Origin of the sequence: Paenibacillus hunanensis (assembly GCF_014645615.1) — a bacterium.
GTDB classification, from domain to species: domain Bacteria; phylum Bacillota; class Bacilli; order Paenibacillales; family Paenibacillaceae; genus Saccharibacillus; species Saccharibacillus hunanensis.
In genome coordinates, this window is record NZ_BMMB01000001.1 from 314,458 (window position 1) to 338,135 (window position 23,678).

The 23,678-nt window shown below is 45.5% G+C and carries 15 protein-coding genes; 10 read left to right on the plus strand and 5 right to left on the minus strand.

Features of this window, described 5'->3' with window-relative positions; all coding sequences use genetic code 11:
- Positions 1 to 153 precede the first annotated feature (153 nt).
- The 5 genes from tatC (at position 154) to groL (ending at position 10,337) form a co-directional block, all read left to right on the plus strand.
- A complete protein-coding gene (gene tatC, locus IEX62_RS01230; RefSeq protein WP_188773586.1) occupies positions 154 to 903 on the plus strand; it encodes a twin-arginine translocase subunit TatC in 750 nt (249 codons plus the stop codon).
- A gap of 551 nt (positions 904 to 1,454) precedes the next feature.
- Entirely contained in the window at positions 1,455 to 2,660 is a 1,206-nt protein-coding gene (locus tag IEX62_RS01235) for a small-conductance mechanosensitive channel (RefSeq protein WP_188773587.1), read from the plus strand.
- A complete protein-coding gene (locus IEX62_RS01240) occupies positions 2,660 to 8,071 on the plus strand; it encodes a diguanylate cyclase domain-containing protein (protein WP_188773588.1) in 5,412 nt (1,803 codons plus the stop codon). The genes IEX62_RS01235 and IEX62_RS01240 overlap by 1 nt, the downstream gene beginning before the upstream one ends.
- Before the next feature lie 259 nt (positions 8,072 to 8,330).
- Entirely contained in the window at positions 8,331 to 8,612 is a 282-nt protein-coding gene (gene groES, locus IEX62_RS01245; RefSeq protein ID WP_188773589.1) for a co-chaperone GroES, read from the plus strand.
- A 96-nt stretch (positions 8,613 to 8,708) separates the two neighbouring features.
- The gene (groL, locus tag IEX62_RS01250) at positions 8,709 to 10,337 is read left to right on the plus strand and encodes a chaperonin GroEL (RefSeq protein WP_188773590.1); all 1,629 of its coding nucleotides are present in this window, start codon (positions 8,709 to 8,711) and stop codon (positions 10,335 to 10,337) included.
- Positions 10,338 to 10,883: 546 nt separating this feature from the next.
- Here the strand turns inward: groL and IEX62_RS01255 are convergent.
- Entirely contained in the window at positions 10,884 to 11,306 is a 423-nt protein-coding gene (locus tag IEX62_RS01255) for a LysM peptidoglycan-binding domain-containing protein (protein ID WP_188773591.1), read from the minus strand.
- A 398-nt stretch (positions 11,307 to 11,704) separates the two neighbouring features.
- Positions 11,705 to 12,481 (minus strand): sporulation protein, encoded by a 777-nt coding sequence (locus tag IEX62_RS01260; RefSeq protein ID WP_188773592.1) that lies wholly within the window; start codon positions 12,479 to 12,481, stop codon positions 11,705 to 11,707.
- A 312-nt stretch (positions 12,482 to 12,793) separates the two neighbouring features.
- On the opposite strand from IEX62_RS01260, the gene IEX62_RS01265 reads away from it, so the two are divergent.
- The 3 genes from IEX62_RS01265 (at position 12,794) to IEX62_RS01275 (ending at position 15,340) form a co-directional block, all read left to right on the plus strand.
- Positions 12,794 to 14,476: a methyl-accepting chemotaxis protein gene (locus tag IEX62_RS01265; protein WP_188773593.1), complete on the plus strand. Its 1,683-nt coding sequence runs from the start codon at positions 12,794 to 12,796 to the stop codon at positions 14,474 to 14,476.
- A gap of 176 nt (positions 14,477 to 14,652) precedes the next feature.
- A complete protein-coding gene (locus IEX62_RS01270) occupies positions 14,653 to 15,120 on the plus strand; it encodes a NucA/NucB deoxyribonuclease domain-containing protein (RefSeq protein WP_188773594.1) in 468 nt (155 codons plus the stop codon).
- Between the two features lie 55 nt (positions 15,121 to 15,175).
- Positions 15,176 to 15,340, plus strand: coding sequence for a hypothetical protein (locus IEX62_RS01275; protein WP_188773595.1), 165 nt, complete (start codon positions 15,176 to 15,178; stop codon positions 15,338 to 15,340).
- A 138-nt stretch (positions 15,341 to 15,478) separates the two neighbouring features.
- Here IEX62_RS01275 and IEX62_RS01280 read toward each other — a convergent pair whose 3' ends face one another.
- The 3 genes from IEX62_RS01280 to IEX62_RS01290 form a co-directional block, all read right to left on the minus strand.
- A complete protein-coding gene (locus IEX62_RS01280) occupies positions 15,479 to 16,408 on the minus strand; it encodes a glycine betaine ABC transporter substrate-binding protein (protein WP_284446175.1) in 930 nt (309 codons plus the stop codon).
- Positions 16,409 to 16,625: 217 nt separating this feature from the next.
- Positions 16,626 to 17,462 (minus strand): ABC transporter permease, encoded by an 837-nt coding sequence (locus tag IEX62_RS01285; RefSeq protein ID WP_188773596.1) that lies wholly within the window; start codon positions 17,460 to 17,462, stop codon positions 16,626 to 16,628.
- The gene (locus IEX62_RS01290; RefSeq protein ID WP_188773597.1) at positions 17,455 to 18,660 is read right to left on the minus strand and encodes a quaternary amine ABC transporter ATP-binding protein; all 1,206 of its coding nucleotides are present in this window, start codon (positions 18,658 to 18,660) and stop codon (positions 17,455 to 17,457) included. Before IEX62_RS01290 ends, IEX62_RS01285 begins: the two co-directional genes overlap by 8 nt.
- Positions 18,661 to 19,160: 500 nt before the next feature.
- Between IEX62_RS01290 and IEX62_RS01295 the strand changes: the two genes are divergently transcribed.
- Positions 19,161 to 19,712, plus strand: coding sequence for a GbsR/MarR family transcriptional regulator (locus IEX62_RS01295; protein WP_188773598.1), 552 nt, complete (start codon positions 19,161 to 19,163; stop codon positions 19,710 to 19,712).
- 368 nt (positions 19,713 to 20,080) lie between these two features.
- Entirely contained in the window at positions 20,081 to 23,356 is a 3,276-nt protein-coding gene (locus IEX62_RS01300) for a S8 family serine peptidase (RefSeq protein WP_188773599.1), read from the plus strand.
- Positions 23,357 to 23,678: the final 322 nt, after the last annotated feature.

The following is a 23,678-nucleotide window of genomic DNA, read 5'->3' on the forward strand; positions in this document are numbered from 1 at the left end:
AACGTCATCACCGTTCAACTATGACGGAGGCTAGCTCTATAGAGCCTCCGAATCCCTTCCTTTTTGGAAGGGATTCTTTTCGTATAGGGCGAAAGGGAGCTGCTCGGAATCTGTCCTGTTTATACTACAGGGCATGAAGAAGTGAGGGAATCCATGAACAAATTAGAAAAAGAAATGTCGCTGCTGGATCATCTGACCGAGCTTCGGCGCAGGCTCATTATTGTGATCGCGGTGCTATTTTTCGGTATGATTCTAGGCTTGTTCGTCGCTCAGCCGGTCTATCAATATCTGGTGTCTGCTGAGACAGCGCGCAATCTGGTCTTCCATGTCTTTTCCTTCTGGGATGGCATTGGCTTATATATGAAAATCGCGATGGTTGTCGCGTTCGCCTTAACCTTACCATGTGCGTTGTTCCAGCTGTGGGCATTTGTTAGCCCGGGCTTGCTACCTAAGGAGCGGCGAACGGCCTTACGTTATATCCCATTTGTATTTTTAATGTTTATCATTGGTGTATTATTTGCGTATTATGTTGTGTTTCCGATGGCGCTTACCTTCACCTCGCAGGTGACTCGCAGCATGGGGCTGGAAGAAACGTATGGTGTAGTGCAATATTTTACGTTTATGTCCAATATCGTTTTTCCTGTGGCAGCCTTGTTCGAGCTTCCGCTGGTCATTATGTTTTTGACCACACTGCGTATCGTATCGCCTGCTCTGCTGCGTAAGCTGCGGCGAATTGCTTACTTTGTGCTTGTGTTTATCGCGGTTGTCGTTACGCCACCTGACTTTATCTCCGACATTCTGGTGGCGATTCCACTGCTTGGTCTGTATGAGCTGAGTGTATTCCTGTCGTCGATCGTCTATCGTAAGCAGCAGGCAAGAGATCGAGAACATCTTGAGGAATAAAGTAAATGACAGGACGCATGAGCCGATAACATCAAGGATGATGAATTAGTTAAACGAGTAAGTTATTTGACAAAAATGTCGACAAAGACAGAAAAGTAAAGAATAATATACGGATAAAATCACAAATCCAAAGACTGTTATTGGAAATTGTAAATACTATTTCTACTGAATTTTAGATTTGAAATATCTCTATTATGCATCCAAGTGCTCTTCCAGTGTCACTCGATCATGCAGGTAAATGCCTGTAGATACTGGAAAAGCACTTTTTTTACTTAATTATCTATTAAAACACTATCTTTTTTTAGCATAGCCGATTATAACTAGTAAATAAGGACTGATTTGAACGGTAACCTTTTGTAGAATAAACACGACAAACGCAGGTTGCTGGAATTGAACGGGTGAATGGGAGGAATGCGAAGATAAAGAGAAGCCAAACCTGTAAACCATAGCCTATACGATCGGCTTTGTGATTACATAATTCCACTCGCAGTGGAGCTTTACGAAGCCAGCAGGCGCACATATCCAGTATATAAACAAAAGGGGTTACGACATTGAAAAAAGTAGTCTTTCTAATCATTACATCTGCTTTGATTTTTTTACTGCCTACACTGGGGAGTATTGTAAGATGGGGAGGCTTGCCGGAAGGCTATGGTTTGTTTCCGGCACAGCAGGCAGGGAATGATCCCGGCTTTAATCTAACCTATTTCATCTGTGCTTCTGTCGTTGCTGCGTTTATTTTAATCTTCCTCTTATTCCCGAGATTGTTTGGCTTTAAAAAGGTAGTGGCAGCACCGGTTGTACGCCAAAAGGTAAATTTCCCATACTGGTTCTGGGGAGCGCTACCTGTACTGATCATTTGCTGGATTATCATGTGGACACGCGCGAAGATTCCCGTTGATCTTGAACCGATTACCTCTCTCCCGATTTCCTTCTCACTTGAACGTTATACTTTTGTACCGTTATGGTGGTCATTCATTTGTATTTTGGATGGCATTGTCTATAAGCGTAATAATGCGATATCTCTATTGTCGATCAAGCCACGCGTGATGCAGGTGCTCGCTGTGGTGTCGTGTTATAGCTGGTTTGCCTTTGAATATTTGAACTTTTTCGTTATGGAAAACTGGTATTATCCGAATAATCACGTTATGAGTGACTTCGGTAATATCTTCTGGTTTTCATTATCTTATACAACAGTATTGCCAGCTATTGTAGAATGGTATTTATTACTTAAAACGTTCCCGCGTATGCGTGATCGTTACAGTAACGGGCCACGCTTGAAGGTGAATAAGGGCTGGCTGATCGCTTTGTATATTGTAGGCCTGGTATTGTCCTTACTGATGGGCTATTTCCCTTACCAATTGTTCTGGGTATTATGGGTCGCGCTGGTGCCGCTATTATCAGCAGCAATGGGTCTGACTCGTCTATGGACACCATTTACCCCAATTCGCGAGGGCAACTGGTCACCTATTTTACTGATTGCTATCGGTACCGTATTAAATGGCTTGTTCTGGGAAATGTGGAACTTCGGTAGTGAATGGTTCAAATCGGGATATCCTGCGAATCCGAACTATTGGAAATATTCTGTTCCTTATCTGGATAAGTTTCATATTTTCTCTGAAATGCCGATTCTGGGCTATTTCGGATATTTATTCTTTGGCGTCAATTGTTGGATTTTGTGGTTAGCAGCAGCATATATTTTCAAATTTAACCCTAACTTTGAGCTGGATGGTAGACAGGATGAAACGAGGGGACGCTAATGATATGGAAAGATCACAAATACACGGTGATAGAGGAAATTGCAGATCACGGCAATAAAGCTATTTATCGCTGCATTAATAATCTTTCCGGACAACGTGTAATTGCTAAGGTGCTTGGAGCTAAAGTATCTACCTATGAGTCGATTATGCGTATCAAAAAAGAATACAAGCTACTATCAGAGCTCAGTCCGACCATCTCAGGCATTATTCGCCCGATCCAGCTAGAGGAACGCGGCGGCTATATGATTTTGACACTGGAGGATATCTCTGGAGATTCGCTAAAAAGCATCATGAAAAAGCAGCATCTGGATACGCAAACCATTTTGCAGCTGGCGATCAAATTGACCGATATTATCGGCAGCATTCATGATCGCCAGATTATCCATAAGGATATTAAGCCTGCCAATCTCATCTGGAACCGTGAGACAGACGAGCTGCGCTTGATTGACTTTGATCTGTCCGTGCGCTGGAGTAATGAAAAGCTGGATTATGTGGCTACCGGTGTGATGGAGGGAAGTCTCGGCTACATTTCTCCGGAGCAAACGGGCAGAATTAACCGTACGATCGACTATCGATCTGACTTTTACTCGCTTGGTGTCACGCTGTACGAGATGCTGACAGGTAGCCGTCCACATCCTGTCGCGACGACGATGGAGCAGATCTATGCGATTATCGCGAGAAAACCGGTATCTCCTTATGAGCAGACGAGTGGCAAGGTTCCAGAGACGCTCTCTAATATTGTAATGAAGCTGCTTGAAAAGTCGCCAGAGGATCGCTACCGTAGCGCGTATGGCATTCGTGCCGATCTGAAGAAGTGCCTTGCTTCTCCAATGAATTATCAGTTTAAGGTCGGTCAGGATGACCGTATGACCTTTTTCCGCATTCCACAGCGATTGTATGGTCGTGATGCCGAGCTGACGATGCTGGAGCAGGCGCTAGATCGTAGCATTCAGGAGCGTGTGCAGCTCGTGCTCGTTGCTGGTGAAGCTGGTGTGGGTAAAACGGCACTCGTGAATGAGCTACAAGCGACAGTGTCTGCACGTAAAGGTCACTTTGTACAGGGGAAATTCGAGCAATATAACAAAAATATTCCGTATAGTGCCTTTGTTGAAGCATTGCGTGTATTGCTCAGTCAGTGGCTGAATAGCCCTGATGAGGAGCGCACAAGCTTACAGCATGCCTTGAAGCTGAATCTTGGTACAAATGCGGGTCTGATGACCCGCTGGCTACCAGAGCTGGAGCAATTGATCGGATCACAGCGTGAGCCAGACCAGCTGCTGCCAGTCGAAGAGAACAACCGATTTTTCCTGTCCGTATTGCGATTGTTGGAAACGCTGGCAAGTCAGCAGAAGCCGATTGTTTTGTTTATGGATGATGTGCAGTGGGCAGACATATCGAGTGTACAGCTTTTTACCCGTTTACTAGAAAGCAAAACACTGAAACGAGTCATGATTATCGCTTCATATCGTCCAAATGAAGTGAATGAGTTGCATCCACTTACCGCAGCCATTGAGCGTGTGCAGGAGCAGGAATTTATTCATCAAATGCACCTACAGCCACTGAGTGAGCCGGTTATTCAACAGTTTATTAACGATACGGTTGAATTGAATCCTCAGCAGCTCAAATGGCTGGCGCCTGTTATTCATCGCCAAACTAGCGGTAATCCATTTTTCGTGCAGGAGATACTGAAGGACTTATACAAGCAGAATGCGATCTATTTTGATCAGATGACTGGTGAATGGACGTTTGATTCGGTACAGATTCGTTCGCTAACATCGAACGAGGATCTGATCGATTATTTGATTCAGAAAATGAAAACTCTACCGGCAGAAACGCAATTGATTTTGAGCATTGCTGCATTGATCGGTCGTAGCTTTCACTGGCGTGTATTGCAATTGATCGGATATGCCGAAAAGAATCAGCTATTGCCTGCATTATTGCTGGCGGTAGAGGAGGATATTTTAGTGCCGTTACAGGCAAGCTATCATCTGCTTGATGCATCAACATTGTCTGAAGATGAGCTGGATCGGCTGAATATTCAGTTTGCCTTCCAGCATGATAAGCTTCAGCAGGCATTGTACCAGATGATCGATCCCCAGTTGCGTCAGCATCTGCATTTGAAGCTGGGCTGGTTATTATTAGAGCAGCCGGAACAGAGCATCCAGACCGATATTATGGATATTGCTGGACATCTGAATAAAGGCATTACATTAGTTGCTAACGATATCGATCGAGAGCGTCTAATCGAAGTGAATATGCAGGCAGGACGACGTGCGAAAAAGGCATTTGGTTATGCAGCCGCATTGACGTTTTTACAGGCGGCGATGGATCTGTCCAATGTACAGCACTGGTCTACTCACTATGAACGGATGTATGAATTATATTTCCTGTACAGCGAATGTGCTTATTTGATCCAAAATTATGATCGCGGTAATGAGATTAGTAAGGCATTGCTAGAACGTGCACATACGGATATTGAGCGTGCGACCATTTATGAAATGCGTTCCAGTCACTATATGTATCTCGGTATGATGGCAGAGGCAATTGCTGCTGGCAAGTCAGGATTGGCTTGTCTGGGCTTCGCTGTACCAAAACGATTAACGATGGTCATTGTAGGCAAAGAACTCATTGCTGTCAAAATCAAAATCGGTAGACGCAAGCCTCAGGAGCTACTCGAAGGCCCAGAAGTCAAAGATCCAAGAATGAAAATGATTATGCGATTGTTGCGTGGCTTTGCAGCACCTGCATTTATTAGTGGCGAAAAGGAATTGTTCGCCTGGTCGGTGCTCCGACAAACGGGACTTTCGGTTCGTCATGGCAACTCGCCCGAATCCGCAGGAGCTTATGTAGGCTATGCGATGCTACTGGCCGGGCTTGGTGATTTTAAAGGAGCTGAGGAATACGGTCAGCTGGCTGTACAACTGAATCGCAATTATGAAGATTTGCAGTGGCGAAGCCAGATCCATGTGCTATACAGCCTGTTCTGCTATAGCTGGAGTCACGATTGGGAAACACTGGAGGAGCAATATAGTCGCACTATGGAGTACAGCCTTCAATCCGGGGATATGCTGTATTTGGCACATGCCTGTTATTATATGAACCTGTGGAATCCAGGAATGGAGATCGAGACGTATTTGCAGGAAAGCGACTTTATGCTGGACAAGATTGAGAATACAGGCTATATGCCTGCACTGGCGACAGCACGCTTAGCTCAGCAAAAGTTCAGACTGCTGGCAGGTAAGCTGGAGCATACCGATTCACTGAACGAAGGAGCCTTTAATGAACAGGAATACCTCGATCTGCTAGAAGGTGCACGCTATTATTCTGGTATTGCGATCTATTATGTTACGCATTTGCAGATCGCCTTCTTGTTTGAACAACGTGGTCGCTCCCGAGAGCTATTGGAGCAGGCGGATCGTGTGATGCCAACGCTCGCAGGCTCGGCTTTCATGGAGGAAGCGATCTTTTATACCTTTATGTGTCTTGCAGCCGATTATGATCTGTACAGTATCCATGAAAAGCGCAGGGTACGGAGTAGAATGAAACGCGAGCTGGGCAGAATGAAGAAGCTTGCTGCACACCATCCGCATAACTTCCTGTCTCAATATGAGATGATGCAAGCCGAATGGCTTCGTCTTCAAATGAACTACCGTGAAGCGGAGAAGCACTATCATCAGGCGCTACGGCATAGTGAACAGGGACACTTTACACGTTATAAGGCAATCGCCAGCGAGCTGGCTGGACGCTTTTATTTGGAGCGTCAGTTGCCCGAAATTGCGGCTTATTATGTGAAGCAGGCATCTTACTACTATTCCGTCTGGGGAGCCAAGGCAAAGGTCATGCAGCTTCAGGAAGCCTACGAGGAATTAATGGGACATATTCAATGGTTGCCGCTGCATGGCGATCAAACGATGAGCATCTCTACCGAAAATATCGATATTCATCTGCTGCTCAAGGCTTCGCAATCGTTCTCGCGTGAAATCGAGATCGATCAGCTGCTGCATAGTATCATGAACGTGGTGCTGATTAATGCAGGGGCGCAGCGCGGCTGTATGATTATGAAGTCTGGACCGAGTCTATGGGCAGAGGGGCGATATGATGAGAACACCGATCAGGTAGATGTGCGCATTCATCATGATCAGCTCGCAATGGGGACTGAATTTCCATGGCTGACCCTGGAAGAAGTTGCTTCCGGTCAAGAGACGCTCATTTATAATGATGCGCGGTTGAGTAATCGGTTATCTGATATACGCTATATGACAGAGTATCAGCCCAAGTCCGTGCTGTGTATGCCGCTGGTGAATCAGGAGCGTGTGATCGCAGTCATCTATCTGGAGAACAATCTGATCACCGGTGCCTTCACACGTGAGCGACTGAATATGATCAATCTGCTTTCCCGTGAGATGGTGTATGCGATTGAGAATGCCAGTCTGTACAACGAGCTGGAGCATCTGGTCACGCAGCGTACCGAGGAACTGGAGATCAAGAACGATCAATTGCTCAAGTACCTCGATATTGTCGATAAAAATGTCATTATTGCTAATATCGATATCTACGGTCGTATTACTCATGTGAGTGAAGAGTTTTGTTTCCTAACTCGTTACAAGCGTGAAGAGCTGATCGGCAAGCCGCATCAATTTTTCCAGCCACCATCATCCCAGAGGGGAGACATACTGGAAGTCTTTGCGATCAATGAGCATCGCACCTGGCATGGCGAGCTACTTCAATTTTGCCGTGATCACAGTACGTTATGGCTTGATATGGTCATTGAACCGGAATTTGATGGAGATAAGCTGACCGGCTATACGTGTATCGGTCATAATATTACGGATAAAAAGCGAATCGAGCATTTGTCGATTACCGATGAATTGACCGGGCTGTACAATCGTCGTTATTTTAATAGCCAGATTCCGTATAAGCTGGAGCAGGCAGTGATCCAGCAGGCGAGCATCACGTTTATTTTGCTGGATATTGATCATTACAAAAAATACAATGACGCCTATGGTCATTACGAAGGCGACAATGTACTTCGCATCATTGGCTCTACCTTACTGGAGCAGGCAGGACATGACAGTATGGCTTTCCGGCTTGGTGGGGAGGAGTTTGCGATTCTGCATATTGGTAGCACTTATGATCAATTAGGTGCGTATGCCGAGCGTATTCGTCAGAGCATTGAAGCCTTGCAGATTCCGCATGAGCAAAGCGATGCTGCACCTTATGTGACGATGTCGATTGGTGTTGGCTTTGTAGAGCGTGCCACCGCTGATCTGTCAGAGGAGAAGCTGTATCGCCTGGCGGATGAAGCTCTTTATCAAGCAAAGGATAATCAACGAAACTGTGTCGTTATTCATACCCAGCAGACAGAGCCAACGACCTCGGATGAGGAAGATTATTCTGAGGCTGAACGTTGAGAGTAGCTAGTGGAGTAGCAATGAGAAGAGCAGAGCATTATTTTTCAGAAGTCACCGATCCTCGGTTAGACTCTATGAGAAATGATTCTCTGCTCTTTTTCTATGACTGCCGTACGATTTTTACATAAAGGGACTTGAAATCATCGCTCAAGTTGAGTATCATAAAGTTGGTTGTTAGCACTACACGTTGTTGAGTGCTAACACAACGGTGCAGATGATCTGCACAATGTAATCATTCAAAATAAGGAGGCTATTTTTCATGATCAAACCTTTAGGTGAACGTGTATTGGTAGAAGCGAGCCAGCAGGAGGAAACAACTGCGTTTGGTATCGTGCTTCCGGATTCCGCCAAAGAAAAACCACAGGAAGGTACAATTATCGCTGTGGGTAGCGGACAACTGAAGGATGGAGTTCGTGTTCCGCTTGAAGTAAAAGAAGGCGATCGCGTGCTGTTCTCCAAATATGCCGGTACAGAAATCAAATTCGAAGGCAAAGAATACCTGATTATGAAAGAAAGCGATATTCACGCAATCATCGGTTAATTCCGCGACCTTGCACATACATCGCCTGGACGATTATTGTCTAAGCAACGCTTTTCCAAACCTGATTTTCCAACATACTGAGGAGGTACTATTCAAATGGCTAAAGACATTAGATTTAGTGAAGATGCTCGTCGTTCCATGCTGCGTGGTGTGGATGCACTGGCAAACGCAGTAAAAGTAACTCTCGGACCAAAAGGTCGTAACGTTGTACTGGAGAAAAAATTCGGTAGCCCGCTCATCACGAATGACGGTGTAACGATCGCAAAAGAAATCGAGCTGGAAGATGCATTCGAAAACATGGGTGCACAGCTCGTTAAAGAAGTAGCTACCAAAACAAACGATGTTGCTGGTGACGGTACAACAACAGCAACCGTTCTGGCTCAAGCGATGATTCGCGAAGGTCTGAAAAACGTAACTGCTGGCGCTAACCCTATGGTTGTGCGTAAAGGTATCGACAAAGCGGTTCGCGCTGCGGTAGAAGAACTGCAAAAAATCTCCCGTCACGTTGAAGACAAACAATCCATCGCTCAGGTTGCAGCAATCTCCGCAGCTGATGATGAAGTGGGTCAACTGATCGCAGAAGCAATGGAAAAAGTCGGCAACGACGGCGTTATCACCGTTGAAGAATCCCGTGGATTCGCGACGGAGCTGGAAGTTGTAGAAGGTATGCAATTCGACCGCGGCTACATCTCTCCATACATGATCACAGATACAGATAAAATGGAAGCTGTCCTGGACAACCCATACATTCTGATCACTGACAAAAAAATCAGCAACACACAAGAAATCCTGCCGTTGCTGGAAAAAGTCGTACAACAAAGCAAACCACTTGTTCTGATCGCTGAAGATATCGAAGGCGAAGCACTGGCGATGCTGGTTGTAAACAAACTGCGCGGTACATTCAATGCAGTAGCTGTTAAAGCTCCTGGCTTTGGCGATCGTCGTAAAGCGATGCTGCAAGATATCGCTGCATTGACTGGTGGACAAGTGATCACAGAAGAACTCGGTCTGGATCTGAAATCCGCTACAATCGATCAACTGGGTACTGCACGTCAAGTACGCGTAACCAAAGAAAACACAATCGTTGTAGACGGTGCTGGCGACAAAGCTGACATCGATGCACGTATCAGCCAAATCCGTTCCCAGCTGGAAGAAACAACTTCCGAGTTCGACAAAGAAAAACTGCAAGAGCGTCTGGCTAAACTGGCTGGCGGCGTAGCCGTAATCAAAGTCGGTGCAGCAACAGAAACAGAATTGAAAGAGCGCAAACTGCGCATCGAAGATGCCCTGAACGCAACTCGCGCAGCGGTTGAAGAAGGTATCGTATCCGGTGGTGGTACTGCACTCGTGAACGTATACAACGCAGTAGCAGCTGTAGAGGTAGATGGCGACGAGAAAACAGGCGTCAACATCGTCCTGCGCGCTCTGGAAGAGCCAATCCGCACTATCGCAGCAAACGCTGGCGAAGAGGGCTCCGTTATCGTTGAGCGTCTGAAAAAAGAAGAAGTAGGCATCGGCTACAACGCCGCTTCCGGACAATGGGTAAACATGTTCGAAGCAGGTATCGTTGACCCTGCTAAAGTAACACGCTCCGCACTGCAAAACGCAGCTTCCGTAGCAGCAATGTTCCTGACTACTGAGGCAGTTGTAGCAGATAAACCAGAACCAGCAGCACCAGCAGCACCAGATATGGGCGGCATGGGCGGTATGGGTGGCATGATGTGATAAAGGCGTAAAAGCCTTTTAGCACCAGCCATACTCAATCTGAATATCAGACACTTTTAAAATAGAAGCCGCTTATGAGATCTTATATCTCATAAGCGGCTTTTTTTTATAGTTGAAATATATCAAGAGAGTGAAGCACAAAAAAGAAAGATTACCTGATGATTTTATACTTACCTGGATCATAAATTGAGAGAAGAGCATATTAAGAATTACAGAATAATTAATGTATATCAGATATAGATTTCTATAAGATGCTCGAACACCTCAACTTATCTAAAACAACATCAATCCAAACAAAAGCTGACACTCAGGGGAGAATGTCAGCTTTTTGCATTGGGCACGTATTTGGCAGATACGCACCCGATCTATAAAATTCGGCCGATTTTGAAAGGGGGACTTTCAATCGTGTTGGATCTATCACTTCGATTTCGAATGTTAGTCCTTGGATGCCAGCTTGATGGGGAGCAAGCTGGAGTGAATAACATCGAGTATTACGTTCAATCGATCTATATCAATTTGAATCGTAGTATTTCAAGCAAAACGTTCTTATTTTTGTGGAACAGTCAGTTGGAATCCAGCAGGCAGCAGGTTGTTGGCAGCAACCAGCTCGTCTACAGTTACACCATATTGAGCAGCAAGATCAGTCAGGCTGGCACCTTGTGGAACGACAACAGTGATCGTTTTGTTTGTTGCATCAGTAGCTGGAGTTTGGGAGTTGGCAGGCTCCTGTGTAGTCGTTGTGCTGTCTTCTTCAGTTGTACCAAACAGTGCTTGGAATTGAGCTTCTTGAGCTGCCAGGAATGCTGCGTTGTTAGCGATACGATCTGCTTTATCTTGACGTTTGTCGTGATTGGATTGTTCGTTCGTTGCAGCGTATGCGTGGCTGCCTCCGATTGGGGCAATTGCAACTGCACCCAGGGTAGCAGCTAAAGTAGCGGACATCAGGATTTTACTAAATTTTGTGTTCATGAGTAATGGCTCCTCTTTGTTAATATATTTTTTGTTTTTGTCATGGTAGTAATACCGTGCTGTTCTTCATGTACTAAATATAACATAGATTAAAGATGATTGCAATACTAAATAAAAGTAAATCTAAATAAAAGTAAAACTATTTATTTGAAACACTATTTATTAGTAAAGCATATCATTCAAAACCAACACAAAAGCCTGCACCCTGAGGATAAGCGGTGCAGGCTGTATACGAGCCAGAAGCTGACGCGTCACGCTTGCGGATTCGTGGTTGATGGTGTAAGCCCATTATAATAGAGCTGTATGTCGACTATATGTCAAAGGATGATCGTATCATGCAGCCATATCATCTTTTATCTATATAGCTATTTCGTATACTGCTCGTTTTTTAAAGACTACTAACGACTACTATGGTGAATAATCTCAGCAAGACGGTCTGCGACATAGCGAGGACCGCGGCGCAGCTCATCAGTACTCAGATTCAGCCAGCTACGACGCTCGTCCATATCAAATGCACTTGCGAAAAATCCACCTAAGCCTCGCCCACGACGATCCACCTCAACCAGTACCTGCAAGCCGTCTCCACTGAACGCCATCATCAGCTCCAGCTCGCTAACACGACCACTGAACTGGGGAGCCGGATAAAATTCGATCTCCTGTACATAGGGAACACTAAATGGAGCACGGGATGCATATTCCACGGTCGATGCCTTAAAGCGGAAGCCAAGCACCTCAGCAGCCTCCAGCACCGTGTCCATATACGGATGCGGCTTTACCGAAATATAATCCTGATCCGTTGGATCTACACTCATTTCAATATCGAGTCCAGTATGAAGCCATACTTTTTGGCTGCCGATCGTAAGCGGCGTTTGAGCGGGTAGCAGGAAGGCGAAGGGAACCTCAGTTTTTTGTCCACTTTTGATCAGCAGTTTATCCGATACACGGTGACGAGCAATCGCGTAATTCACTTCATGCTTTTTATCGTCCTGCTCGCGAGTATAACGAGTCATTACTTCGATATAGATACTTCCCACTTCCTGATCGACATTGCCGCCCTCAATATAGACTTTACCGTGCACCTCGCCTGTAGGCACATATTCGCTCTGCTCCAATACGGTATCGATTTTGGCAGCACCTACACCTACACGCGCAAGCATTTTGTTAAAGAATGACATTGTCCATTCCCCCTTTGATCCATATAGTGGTTTTCTGATTGCGTCTGCATGTCGTAGCGACGACAGCTAAGCTCGGACTGTATATGTATAAATAGAAGCTTGCTGCTCAGCGCTAGGATGATCTTGCTATGGTGAATATACGCAATAGAAACAGCATTCGTTTCCAAAAAAAATATATGTAAAAATACCTAGTGCAAAAATACCAGAAAATTGTCGAAATTAATTTAAATTACCTATTAAAAACGATTACACTAACCGATATAGCTAACATAGAAACTTAACTTTGAGTGAACATGGCCAGGAGGCACACACATGAATATTAAAATGAAGCTATACAGCATTTTCTCGATTATGATCCTGATTGTGCTGATCGTAGCAGGTGTAAGTAGTTATGCTGCACGTTATTTGAACAATAGTTATGATACGTTGCTAAATGGTCATGTCGAAAATATTTCAGCAATTAAGGATTTGAAGTATTTTGCGGCAGATGAAACCAAATACATGCGTGGTTATTTGTTAACAGGTCAGCAGGATCAGTTGAATCAATTGCAAGATGCAAAGCAGAGCACCACCAAGCAGATTGCTATGCTGGAGCAAATGTTGTCAGGTAACAATGCACAGCTGCTAGGTGAATTTAAAAGTGTACAAAATGATTATGCAACCCTAACAGAACAGCTAACTGCTCTGAAGCAACAGGGGGATGCAGCTACGTATAATCAGCTGGTGGCGACCAAATGTGTACCTATGGCAGAGGCACTTGCAGATAAAGCTGAAGCGATGGAGGATTATGAGCGTCAGCAACTTGTACAGGAACGTGCAGAGAATGCGCATACTGTGAATGTGGTGCAATGGACATTAATTACTGTTGGCATTGTAGCTGTGTTGCTTGGAATTATCATCGCTACCTTCGTAGTGCGTATGTTCTCCAGACCGATCAAGCTTGTTGCCGATTCTGCGAGTGAAATTGCTAACGGTAATCTGACCATTCCAGATATTGAGATCCATTCTAAGGATGAGCTTGGACAGATGGCCACAGCCTTCAATTCTATGAAAAATAAGCTACGTGAGCTAATGAATATGATTGCTAGTAGCTCCGAGCAGATGGCTGCGGCGTCAGAGCAATTGTATGCGAATGCGGAGGAAGGCATCAGTGTTTCCACCAATACAGCTGCAATCGTAAGTGGTATGTCTGATTCAGCGACAGCACAGCGTATGCAGGTGAACGAGAACAAACAGCGACTGGATCAGAACTCCAGCAGTATCGCTGATATCGTTGCAGCTACCTCGCAGGTGTCGCAGTCCTCTGAGCGTGTACTCAGCGAAGTGGAGCAGGGTAATCGTAATGTACAGCATACCGTTACTCAGATGAGCGTGATTGATCAGACTGTACAGGAAACAGCAGCATCGTTGTATAAGCTTGCTGAGCATTCGCAGGAAATTGCCGCCATCATACAGGTCATTCGTGATATTGCCAGTCAGACAAATCTACTATCGCTGAATGCTTCTATCGAAGCAGCTCGTGCAGGTGAGCATGGTAATGGCTTTGCCGTCGTTGCCAGCGAGGTGAAAAAGCTTGCGGATTATTCCAGTCAATCAGCTGGACAGATCAGCACGAAGATTGAGGATATGATTCAAAATATGTCATATACTGTGTCGAAAATGGAAGAGGGAGCACGTCAGGTACAGAGTGGAACCGCAGCAGTACAGCAGATGGGTGCGATTTTTGATACCGTTCAGGATACAATTCAGATTGTATCGGTTCAGGTGAAGGAGGCGCTACAGGCATCCGATGTATTATCGCGCTCGGCATCCAGTATTATGGACGCAGAGAATCATATCGTTGGTATGGCAGATATGATTATGGATAACTCGCGCACCGCTACAGATGCCTCCAATCAGCAGGTGAGTATGATGCAGGATATCTCCGCTGCTGCCGATTCACTCAGCCAGATCTCGATGGAGCTTCAGGAAGAGATTCGCAAATTCCGTGTCTAATACTGTAATCATGCTGTAATAAGATCGCATGGAAATAGGCTGGGGTCTGGATAATAGGCAGACTCCAGCCTAAACGTATGTTCCCATCTCGTGCAATCCCGTTTATACTTGTAAGGTATAGAAGTGTCAGATGAACGGATATTAACCACGGTCTGGCACGAGGGGGAGGAAATAAAATGTCATCCAAGAAAAAATGGGCTGCGGTAACCGCATTGATTGCGGCGATCCTCATTTACTTGATTACAGGCAAGCTGGATCTATCGCATGTGCTGGGACAGCTTCAAACAGGTACAGGAAGTGTAAAACAACAACAGGGGAATGCAGATTATACACTGCAATTTCCGCTTGATCGTTACCCAGAGACGGGAGCGCATATTCGCGAAGCGATTGCTGCGGGCAAATCGTCAATCTGTACGATTGATCGCTCTGGTGCGGAGGAGAATCGCAAGGCTTCCTTAAAAGGAATACCGACTCGTAAAGGCTATGATCGGGATGAATGGCCGATGGCGATGTGCCAGGAAGGCGGAACGGGTGCGGATATAAAATATGTCACTCCAGCCGATAATCGAGGGGCTGGTTCATGGATTAGTAACCAATTAGACAATTATCCTGATGGCACCCGTGTATTATTTGAGGTAAAATAGCTAGTGTATGGTTATTTATAATCAAATGATGTAAATCGGTGAAGGAGGAACGAGTGTGGAAACAGCGATGACGGCTCTACTGCCTTTATTTATGGAATTCAACGCACATACCCCTTACATTCTGCTGTATGCGGTCATGATCGTAGGCGCGTCCATTTTGTTCGGAATTTGGATCAAAAAGCTGAATGATCACAAAGATGATTCGGATAGCGGTATGTAATTGGAAGCAATGACGCATGTGTTCAACATGATAATGCAGGCTAGCTCGAATGGGTGATCCTGCAAATGATAAAAGAGGCTTCCTTAGACAAGGAAGCCTCTTTTATTTTGTACTTGTGTATAGCTATGATGTGAACGATTATTGCTGATCTTTCAGCTCTTCAATCGAGTTGACATTCATATAAGATGGAACGACCAGACCGACTTTAACACCTTTCAAATTCGGACCTAGATCTTCCAGTTTATCTTTGTATTTTGCCCAGTAATCCGCGTGTGTCAGTGGCAGCCATGCTGCTACTGTTGCATCCGCATCACCATTGGCAACACCGGTGAACATTGGGCCCGCTTCAACCTGAAGCGCGGTTACCTTGTAGCCCAGCTTGCTTTCGAGCACATACTTGACCAGATTCGTACTGGCAATCTCGGAATCCCATGCTACATAGCTGAGTGTCAGCGATTTGCCATTGGCTTTGCTCAAGCCTTTTGTCCATTCATTGACACGATCTTGGTGAGACTCTGCCCAGTCTTTGGCTGCGGCAGCTGGATCAGCACCATCTTGAATCGCAACCATGATTTCGCCCATTTCATCGTCTGTCCAGGAGAAACGGTCGAGGAATTGATAAGCAGTTGGATCCTGTTCTTTTAAGCCTTTGCGAGCAATCGTATGAATTTCTTCCGCATCACCGTAGGATTTTTTCGGATCCTCCAGATATTTTAGATCATATTTGCTAAACATCCAGTGTGGTGTCCAGCCGGTTACGATGATAGGCTCCTGGTTACGAATCGCTTTGGCGAGTGTAGCTGTCATCGCTGCACTGGAGCCTTCTACCAGTGTCCAGTCGCTCAGACCATAATCTTCAATCGCTTTGCGTGTAGCCTTCATAATACCTGCGCCTGCATCAATACCGATAATCTGGTGATTCACCTGTGCTCCGACAGGATCAGAGCTGGTAGCCACCTCGCCAGTACCTGGGAAGCTTGGGAATGGCTGGCGATCCGGGTTACATGCCGAAATAATCATAATCAGCACGATACAGCCAGAGAGAAGCCAGTTTCTGTACTTTTTCATAAGTGAATTCGCTCCTTTTGCATTCGTAGTCTTCATGGTCATATCTAGTTATAGTAATAGTAGGAAAAGTCATGCTCGATCATTGCATCGGAATATCCATGTATGCGTTTCGGTTATTTCGATCCGTAGCTATCGTTCAAGATACGGAGTATGTGATATTGCGATTATTAATGTACAACGTATCGATGTACATCTTTACAAAGGTAAAGCGGCTGTATTAAGCCGCTTTTTTGCTTTTACCATTAAAGAAGCTTTGGGACAGACGATCCAGTACGATCGCCAGCACAACAACAGCCAGACCGGCTTCAAAGCCTTCACCGATTTTCAACTGACCAACTGCACGATAAACGACTGCACCGATACCCTGTGCACCGATCATAGACGCGATAACGACCATAGACAGGGACAGCATGATCGTCTGGTTCACACCCGCCATAACGGATGGCAGGGCTAGTGGAAGCTGTACCTTGAATAGCTTTTGTCCACCAGTAGAACCGAACGCATCAGCCGCTTCGACCAGCTCGCCAGATACCTGCGTAATACCCAGATGAGTCAGGCGAATCGTTGGTGGCAGTGCGAAGATAACAGAAGCAACTACACCTGGTACGACACCAAGGCTGAAGAAGGTAACAGCCGGAAGCAGATAGACGAATGCAGGCATTGTCTGCATAAAGTCAAGTACAGGTGTTACGATACGTGCAACAATCTTACTTGAAGCACACCAGATACCGAGTGGAACACCGATAACGATCGAGATCAATGCCGATGTAACGACCAGACCAAGTGTATTCATTGTTTCTGTCCAATAACCGAGGTTATAGATTAGCAGGAAGCCGAGTGCAGAGAATAGCGCCATCGTCCATCGTCCTGCCATATAACCAAGGATTGCAATAATAGCAACGAATAAAAATGGATGTGGTAGCATGAATAGCCAGGTGAAGATGTCCACCACATACGTAATAATGTTAGAAACTCCTTTGAAAAATGCTGCCCAGTGAATGCTGAGCCACTCTACAATGACGTCAACCCAGCTTGCTACAGGAATCTTAGGCATTTAAAGCAACCCCCTCATTTTCAACTTCACCAGCAAGTGCGCCCAGCAATGCACCACGTACGATTACGCCACTCAGACGTTCGCGTTCGTCCACTACGGCAACCGGCAGCTTCGCCGTACTTACTAGCTCAAACAGATCGTTCAGCATACGTTCAGGCTCTACATGCGGAACATCCTTAATCAAAATATCTTCAAGCTTCTGCTGCTGACGTACAGCAGTGGAAGCATCTTCGGCTGTAATAATACCAAGCAATTTTTTCGAGCGGTCGATGACAAACAGGTTCGAAATACCGCGTTCGCGCATCAGCTCAAGTGCTACACGAGGTCCACGATCCAGTGTGATCGTTTCTGGTCTGCGCATCACATGGGCAGCAGTCAGCACTTTAGACAGATCGACATCCTCTACGAAGCGCTCAACATACGAGTTCGCTGGTTGAATCATAATTTCTTCCGGTGTACCGATTTGCACGACAGCTCCGTCTTTCATGAGAGCGATACGATCGCCGATACGCAATGCTTCATCCAGATCGTGCGTGATGAAGATAATCGTTTTACGCATTTTTTCTTGCAGCTCCAGCAGCTCATCCTGCATATCACGGCGGATCAGTGGGTCAAGTGCGCTAAAGGCTTCATCCATCAGCAGTACTTCAGGATCATTAGCAAGTGCACGAGCCAGGCCGACACGCTGCTGCATACCACCACTCAGCTCGTCTGGCATTTTATCGCCCCAGCCCTTCAGGCCGACCAGCTCCAGCGATTGCAGAGCCTTCTCACGGCGCTGTGCTTTGGCTACCTTTTGAACTTCCAGTCCATACTCTACATTGTCGAGTACGGTACGGTGAGGGAACAGTGCGAATTTTTGGAACACCATACTGATCGTTTTACGGCGTACATTACGCAGTTGTTCTTTGTTCATTTTGCGAAGGTCTTTACCATGTACAAGAATCTCGCCGGACGTTGGTTCGATCAAACGGTTAAACATACGCACCAGTGTTGATTTACCGCTACCGGACAGACCCATAATGACGAAAATTTCGCCTTCCTTGATCTCCATGTTGACTCGGTTTACGCCGACGGTGATCTGCTTTTCTTTCGCCATTTTCTCTTTGGTCCAGCCCTGCTCAAGTAGTTTTACACCCTGATCTGCGTTTGGGCCAAACAGTTTGCTGACATTTTTAATTTCCAGAATTGTAGACATTCCATCGTCACCCCTTATTAATAGTAGAAACATCATTCATCATGCTGTGTACATTCGGTATGCTGTATACATACTGTCTGCAGTGCTGCACAGTTTCCATATCGCGACGTGCGGATAAGATTGCCGCCGTATGGGAAGCCTCTGGAGCATAGCAGCGCATTTGCTCATTTGCTTGCTTTATTAACAGTAAGGTTATTAACCAGTTGTTAGCGAAATGAAAACAAAATTTATTTTCACATGAATGAATAATTTTCATGGCTTTCAATTCAACGGGATTAATTGTAACAAATTCGATTTTGCAAATCAACCGTAAAATCCGTATAATAAGTTTGTACAGAAAAAACTGTACGATATTTATAAAGTAAATACTGCCATATGCTAAATGATGCTCCCAAATGCTCATCTTTACATTTGGTGAGAATTTTTTTAAAATGGAAAAAGTCAAATTAATATTCTGATCGTTTTGTATAAACTGTATATATAGAATGGAGTTGTCAAGCATGAGCTTGAATCAATTAGATGAAAATCAAATCGAAATTGTGCAAAAATTAAGAAAACGAGTCATTGAGACACTCGGTCGCAATATGGATCTATACGGGATTTCACATTCCACAGGTCATTTATATGGCTTGCTTTTTTTTGCAGATCATCCGATGACGCTTGACGATATGGGGCGCGAGATGGCAATGAGCAAGACAAGCATGAGCACGGGCGTACGGAATCTGCTTGATCTTCATATGGTGAATAAGGTATGGGAGAAGGGCTCGCGTAAGGATCTATATGAAGTGGAGTATGATTGGTATCAGACGTTTACAGATTTCTTCGTTATCAAATGGCGTAAAGCGGTGGAAAGTAATCTGCTCATTCTGCGCAAGTCGGTGAAGGAGATCGATAAGCTGATCGCCAGTGAGGAGCAATCGCCGATACGTGACGTATTATTGCGGGATAAGGAGAAGATGCAGGAGTCGATCAAGTATTATGTCTGGCTGGATCGACTCATTGATACGATGGAGGATGGTACGATTTTCGATCTTGTACCACGTGAGGAGTAGGAACGGAATCGAGGAATGATCATAGAGCATTCATTCACTGCATTTATAAGTATGCAGTAGGATGAATGCTTTTTTTATTTTACGTATAGGTAAAAAGGCTGATATGAAGCGGTTTTGAAGTGGGACCTGTTCGGATTGATAAAAATAACCTTTTAATTTATACGTAACGCAAAAAAAATCTATACTTGGATAAAATATCTAGCCAGTGGTTAATTCAGGTGATAATATAATCCTATGTAACAAAATCTTCCTAAATATCTGCCGAATGGGGAAGGAGGTTAATAAAACTAACATATATATATTTTTGCTTACAACAGGGGTATCGGAATCGGAAGTATACACTATTTTATTGAAATGAGGGACGTAATTTGACGAAAACGAAATTTCACGTTTTACGCAAGCTGTCTACTGCATCTTTGGCTGTATTGCTTACCGCAGGAACCATCTGGGCGCCTGGTGCTGCTTATGCGGCGAATGAAGGCACAGCAGAATCACCGTACATTTTACAACAAAAAACATTGCCGGATCATCTGATCGGCTTGCAGGGAACAGATCAGGAGCATGTGATCTCTCCGAATATCAATACAAAAGGTACATCGAATATTCGCGTTATCGTACAGCTGACGAATCAACCAGCAGCGGTAGGTGAATATGCAGCGAAGATCGGTTTGCAGTCGATTGCTGCTGAATCTACAGAGAGTGCGGTTAACAACCAGCAGAACGACTTTGTAACGCGTGCACTGGCAGCAGGCATCAATCTGCATGTCAATTATCGCTACAACACCGTACTGAATGGTCTGGAAGTTACGATTCCTGCTAATCAGGTGCCAAAGCTGGCTGAACTGGAAGGCGTGCGCTCCGTATTTGAAAACAATACATACTACACCGTTCCCGTACAGGACCCACCTTCGTTGACGGCGAGCCAGGCTACATATGATGCTTCCCCACTTTCACTGATTGGTGCTCAAAAGGCATGGCAAAAGGGCTTAACCGGTAAAGGGGTAAAGGTTGGCGTTATCGATAGTGGTGTCGATTATTACCACCCTGATCTGAAGGGTGCTTATAAAGGTGGATATGATTCCTTTGATAAGGATAACGATCCGTACGAAGCACCTCCAATCTCTGTAGAGGATGATCCATACGGTATCGGCTTTGCAGGTACATCTCACGGTACACACGTATCCGGTACGATTGTAGGTCGTGCTGCCAACAAGCAGAGCGATGTCGTACAAAAGGGTGTGGCGTATGAAGCGGATCTGTACGTATATCGCGTACTGGGACGTAATCCACAAACAGGTCGTGCTTCCGGTTCCTCGGCACAGGTTATTGACGGTATCGAACATGCGGTAAAAGACGGCATGGATGTTATCAACCTATCGCTCGGCTCGGATGCAGAGAAGAATGTAAATTCTCCTGATTCGGTTGCGATCAACAATGCGGTACTGAGCGGTGTTACCGCAGTTATTGCTAACGGTAATGCTGCCAAAGCTGGCTATTACTATTACTCGATGGGTTCGCCTGCAAGCGCACAGCTAGCGATCTCGGTAGGGGCTTCCACCACACCGTACAATTTATATGAAGCAAGTGTAACGGCTTCGGTTTATGGTGGCACTACAGCAGCGGCTACGGCTTCGCCTGTACGCTATCTGAATGACAATAGTGCATCAACGGTGAGCGAGAATGTGTATGGCGATTCTACGTACGGACTGAGCCTGATGGGCTGGTATGTAGGTCAGGAGAATTTTGCTTCGATTCTGGGTACATCGAAACAGCAAGGTGTTTATGTAGGACTCGGTACAGAGGCGGATTATGCTGGTAAGGACGTGAAAGGTAAAGTCGTGCTGATTTCCCGCGGTAATCTGGCATTTGTAGACAAAATGTCGATTGCTCGTAAAAATGGCGCGAAAGCAGCGATTATTTTCAATGGTAATGCAAAGACTAGCAACCCGAACGAAGCTGATCTGTCCGAGAGCATTAGCGGACGCGATGGTCATATCGGTCCATCTGCATTTATCGGAGAAGGCTATGATTATGTACCAACCTTCGATATGTCCGGTAAAGAAGGACGCGCACTTGCACGTACTGCACTGGACAGTGCCAATGGCGAGCTGACGTTCAAATTCGGTAGTGAATATCCAAAAACAGTAGTAGCAGGCGACAACATGGCTGACTTCAGCTCACGTGGTCCGAACCAGGATGGTCTGCTGGGCATTAAGCCAGACCTGGCTGCACCGGGCGTAGGCATTCGTTCCTCGATCCCAGCCTATGGCAAATACATCAAGGACGCTTCCTACAGTCAGGCGTATGAGCGTGAAAATGGTACAAGTATGGCTTCCCCACACGTTGCCGGTATGGCAGTGCTGTTGAAGCAGGAGCATCCAAACTGGACGCCGTTTGATATTCGCGCAGCACTGGCGAACACTGCGGACAACATTGCGGATCAGGAAGGTACACCGTATGATGTGTATTCTCAAGGAGCTGGACGTGCGAATGTTGGCTCTGCGGTATACACACCAGCTGTACTGCAAACGGTAGAGGATATCACTATTCTCGATAAAAACTGGAACAAAACGAAAGTAACGAACTACAATCCATCTGCGGCATTTGGCTTGATCGCAGCTGGTGGCGATGCAGTAACCAAGCAGCTTCAATTGAAGAATCTGTCCGGCTCTACGGTAACGTATAAAGCAAGCGTGAAGCTGCATCCATCTGTAACTTCTGATCCGTACAATCCAGTGGCAACACCGGATGTAAGTAATATTACAGCTACGCTTGAGGGTGCAGGTGCAGACGGCTCCGTAACTGCAACCGCAGGTACAGCATCGAAGTTTGCACTATCGGTCAAAGCTTCCGCAAGTGCAGCAGAAGGACCTTACGAGGGCGAAGTGGTGTTAACAGCAACGGGTTATCCAACACTGCATCTGCCATTCGTTGCTCAGGTAGGTAAAAGCAATCCAGATAGCGGACTGGGTCTACAGGAAATCTCCGTAAGTGAGCCAGTTGTACGTTTGAACGGTAAACAAGATTCTACCGATGTTCGTTTCCGTTTGCTGAATACGGATACGAATGTAATGGAGCTGTATGTATACGATCTAAATGATGATTATGTAGGTACACTGGCACAGATTGTACAGCCTCCAGGGGATAACGGCTATCCAGTCTTTGCACCAGGCTACTATGAGTTCAGCGATATCGATAATATCTATATCGGTCAGGACGCGAACGGTAAGCCTGCCTTCAAGGTATTGGGTAAAGGTGTGTACAAGCTGGAGCTGGTAGCTTATCACATGGCTGCTGATGGCAGTGTAGCGGAAAGCTCCATCAAGCGTGCGTATTCTTCCTATCGTATTGATGCGACAGAGAAGGATCGTGTGAATACAGCAGCTCGTGCATTCAATTACATTCTGGATGGCAATACAGTCATCGGTCAGTCGGTACTGAATCTGCCACAGGATGGACGTGTACAATATAAAGTGCTGTCCAGCAGTGATGTAAAATATGTAGATAACAGCGGCACACTGATCAAATATCCAGCGACAGGCTATCGTATTGCTCGCTTGCAGGTACAGATCAGTTCACTGAATGATCCAACAGTGAAGCGTACCGTACAGGCACTGGTGAAGATCCAGAAGCCTAAGAAATAAGTCGAAGAAACACATGATTATTCGTTGATGATTATTCCATCCAAGCAATGATCAACGTGCAGTGTTAGTGTATCTTGTCTAATGACATGCTCTGTATGATCACCTGCACAGTTGGAATACTGAATCCACCCGTCATTATGATGTGTTGAAGTACAATATACCCTTTGAAATCGAGTCTATTCCCCTGTGGGAAGCTCGTTTCAAAGGGTATTTGTCATTGCAACAGTCCTGCTTTGACCTGTCCTATGACGTATAGAGGAATGAAGCATACAGGCATAATAGATCAGAATGTTATATAACTAAAGATACATAACAGATGAAA

Coding starts and splice junctions, on each gene's coding strand:
- IEX62_RS01285 (WP_188773596.1), bottom strand. CDS start 17,462: ATGCCTAAGATTCCTGTAGCAAGCTGGGTTGACGTCATTGTAGAGTGG.
- IEX62_RS01260 (WP_188773592.1), bottom strand. CDS start 12,481: ATGTCATTCTTTAACAAAATGCTTGCGCGTGTAGGTGTAGGTGCTGCC.
- IEX62_RS01240 (WP_188773588.1), top strand. CDS start 2,660: ATGATATGGAAAGATCACAAATACACGGTGATAGAGGAAATTGCAGAT.
- IEX62_RS01270 (WP_188773594.1), top strand. CDS start 14,653: ATGTCATCCAAGAAAAAATGGGCTGCGGTAACCGCATTGATTGCGGCG.
- IEX62_RS01290 (WP_188773597.1), bottom strand. CDS start 18,660: ATGTCTACAATTCTGGAAATTAAAAATGTCAGCAAACTGTTTGGCCCA.
- IEX62_RS01295 (WP_188773598.1), top strand. CDS start 19,161: ATGAGCTTGAATCAATTAGATGAAAATCAAATCGAAATTGTGCAAAAA.
- groES (WP_188773589.1), top strand. CDS start 8,331: ATGATCAAACCTTTAGGTGAACGTGTATTGGTAGAAGCGAGCCAGCAG.
- groL (WP_188773590.1), top strand. CDS start 8,709: ATGGCTAAAGACATTAGATTTAGTGAAGATGCTCGTCGTTCCATGCTG.
- tatC (WP_188773586.1), top strand. CDS start 154: ATGAACAAATTAGAAAAAGAAATGTCGCTGCTGGATCATCTGACCGAG.
- IEX62_RS01280 (WP_284446175.1), bottom strand. CDS start 16,408: ATGAAAAAGTACAGAAACTGGCTTCTCTCTGGCTGTATCGTGCTGATT.
- IEX62_RS01255 (WP_188773591.1), bottom strand. CDS start 11,306: ATGAACACAAAATTTAGTAAAATCCTGATGTCCGCTACTTTAGCTGCT.
- IEX62_RS01265 (WP_188773593.1), top strand. CDS start 12,794: ATGAATATTAAAATGAAGCTATACAGCATTTTCTCGATTATGATCCTG.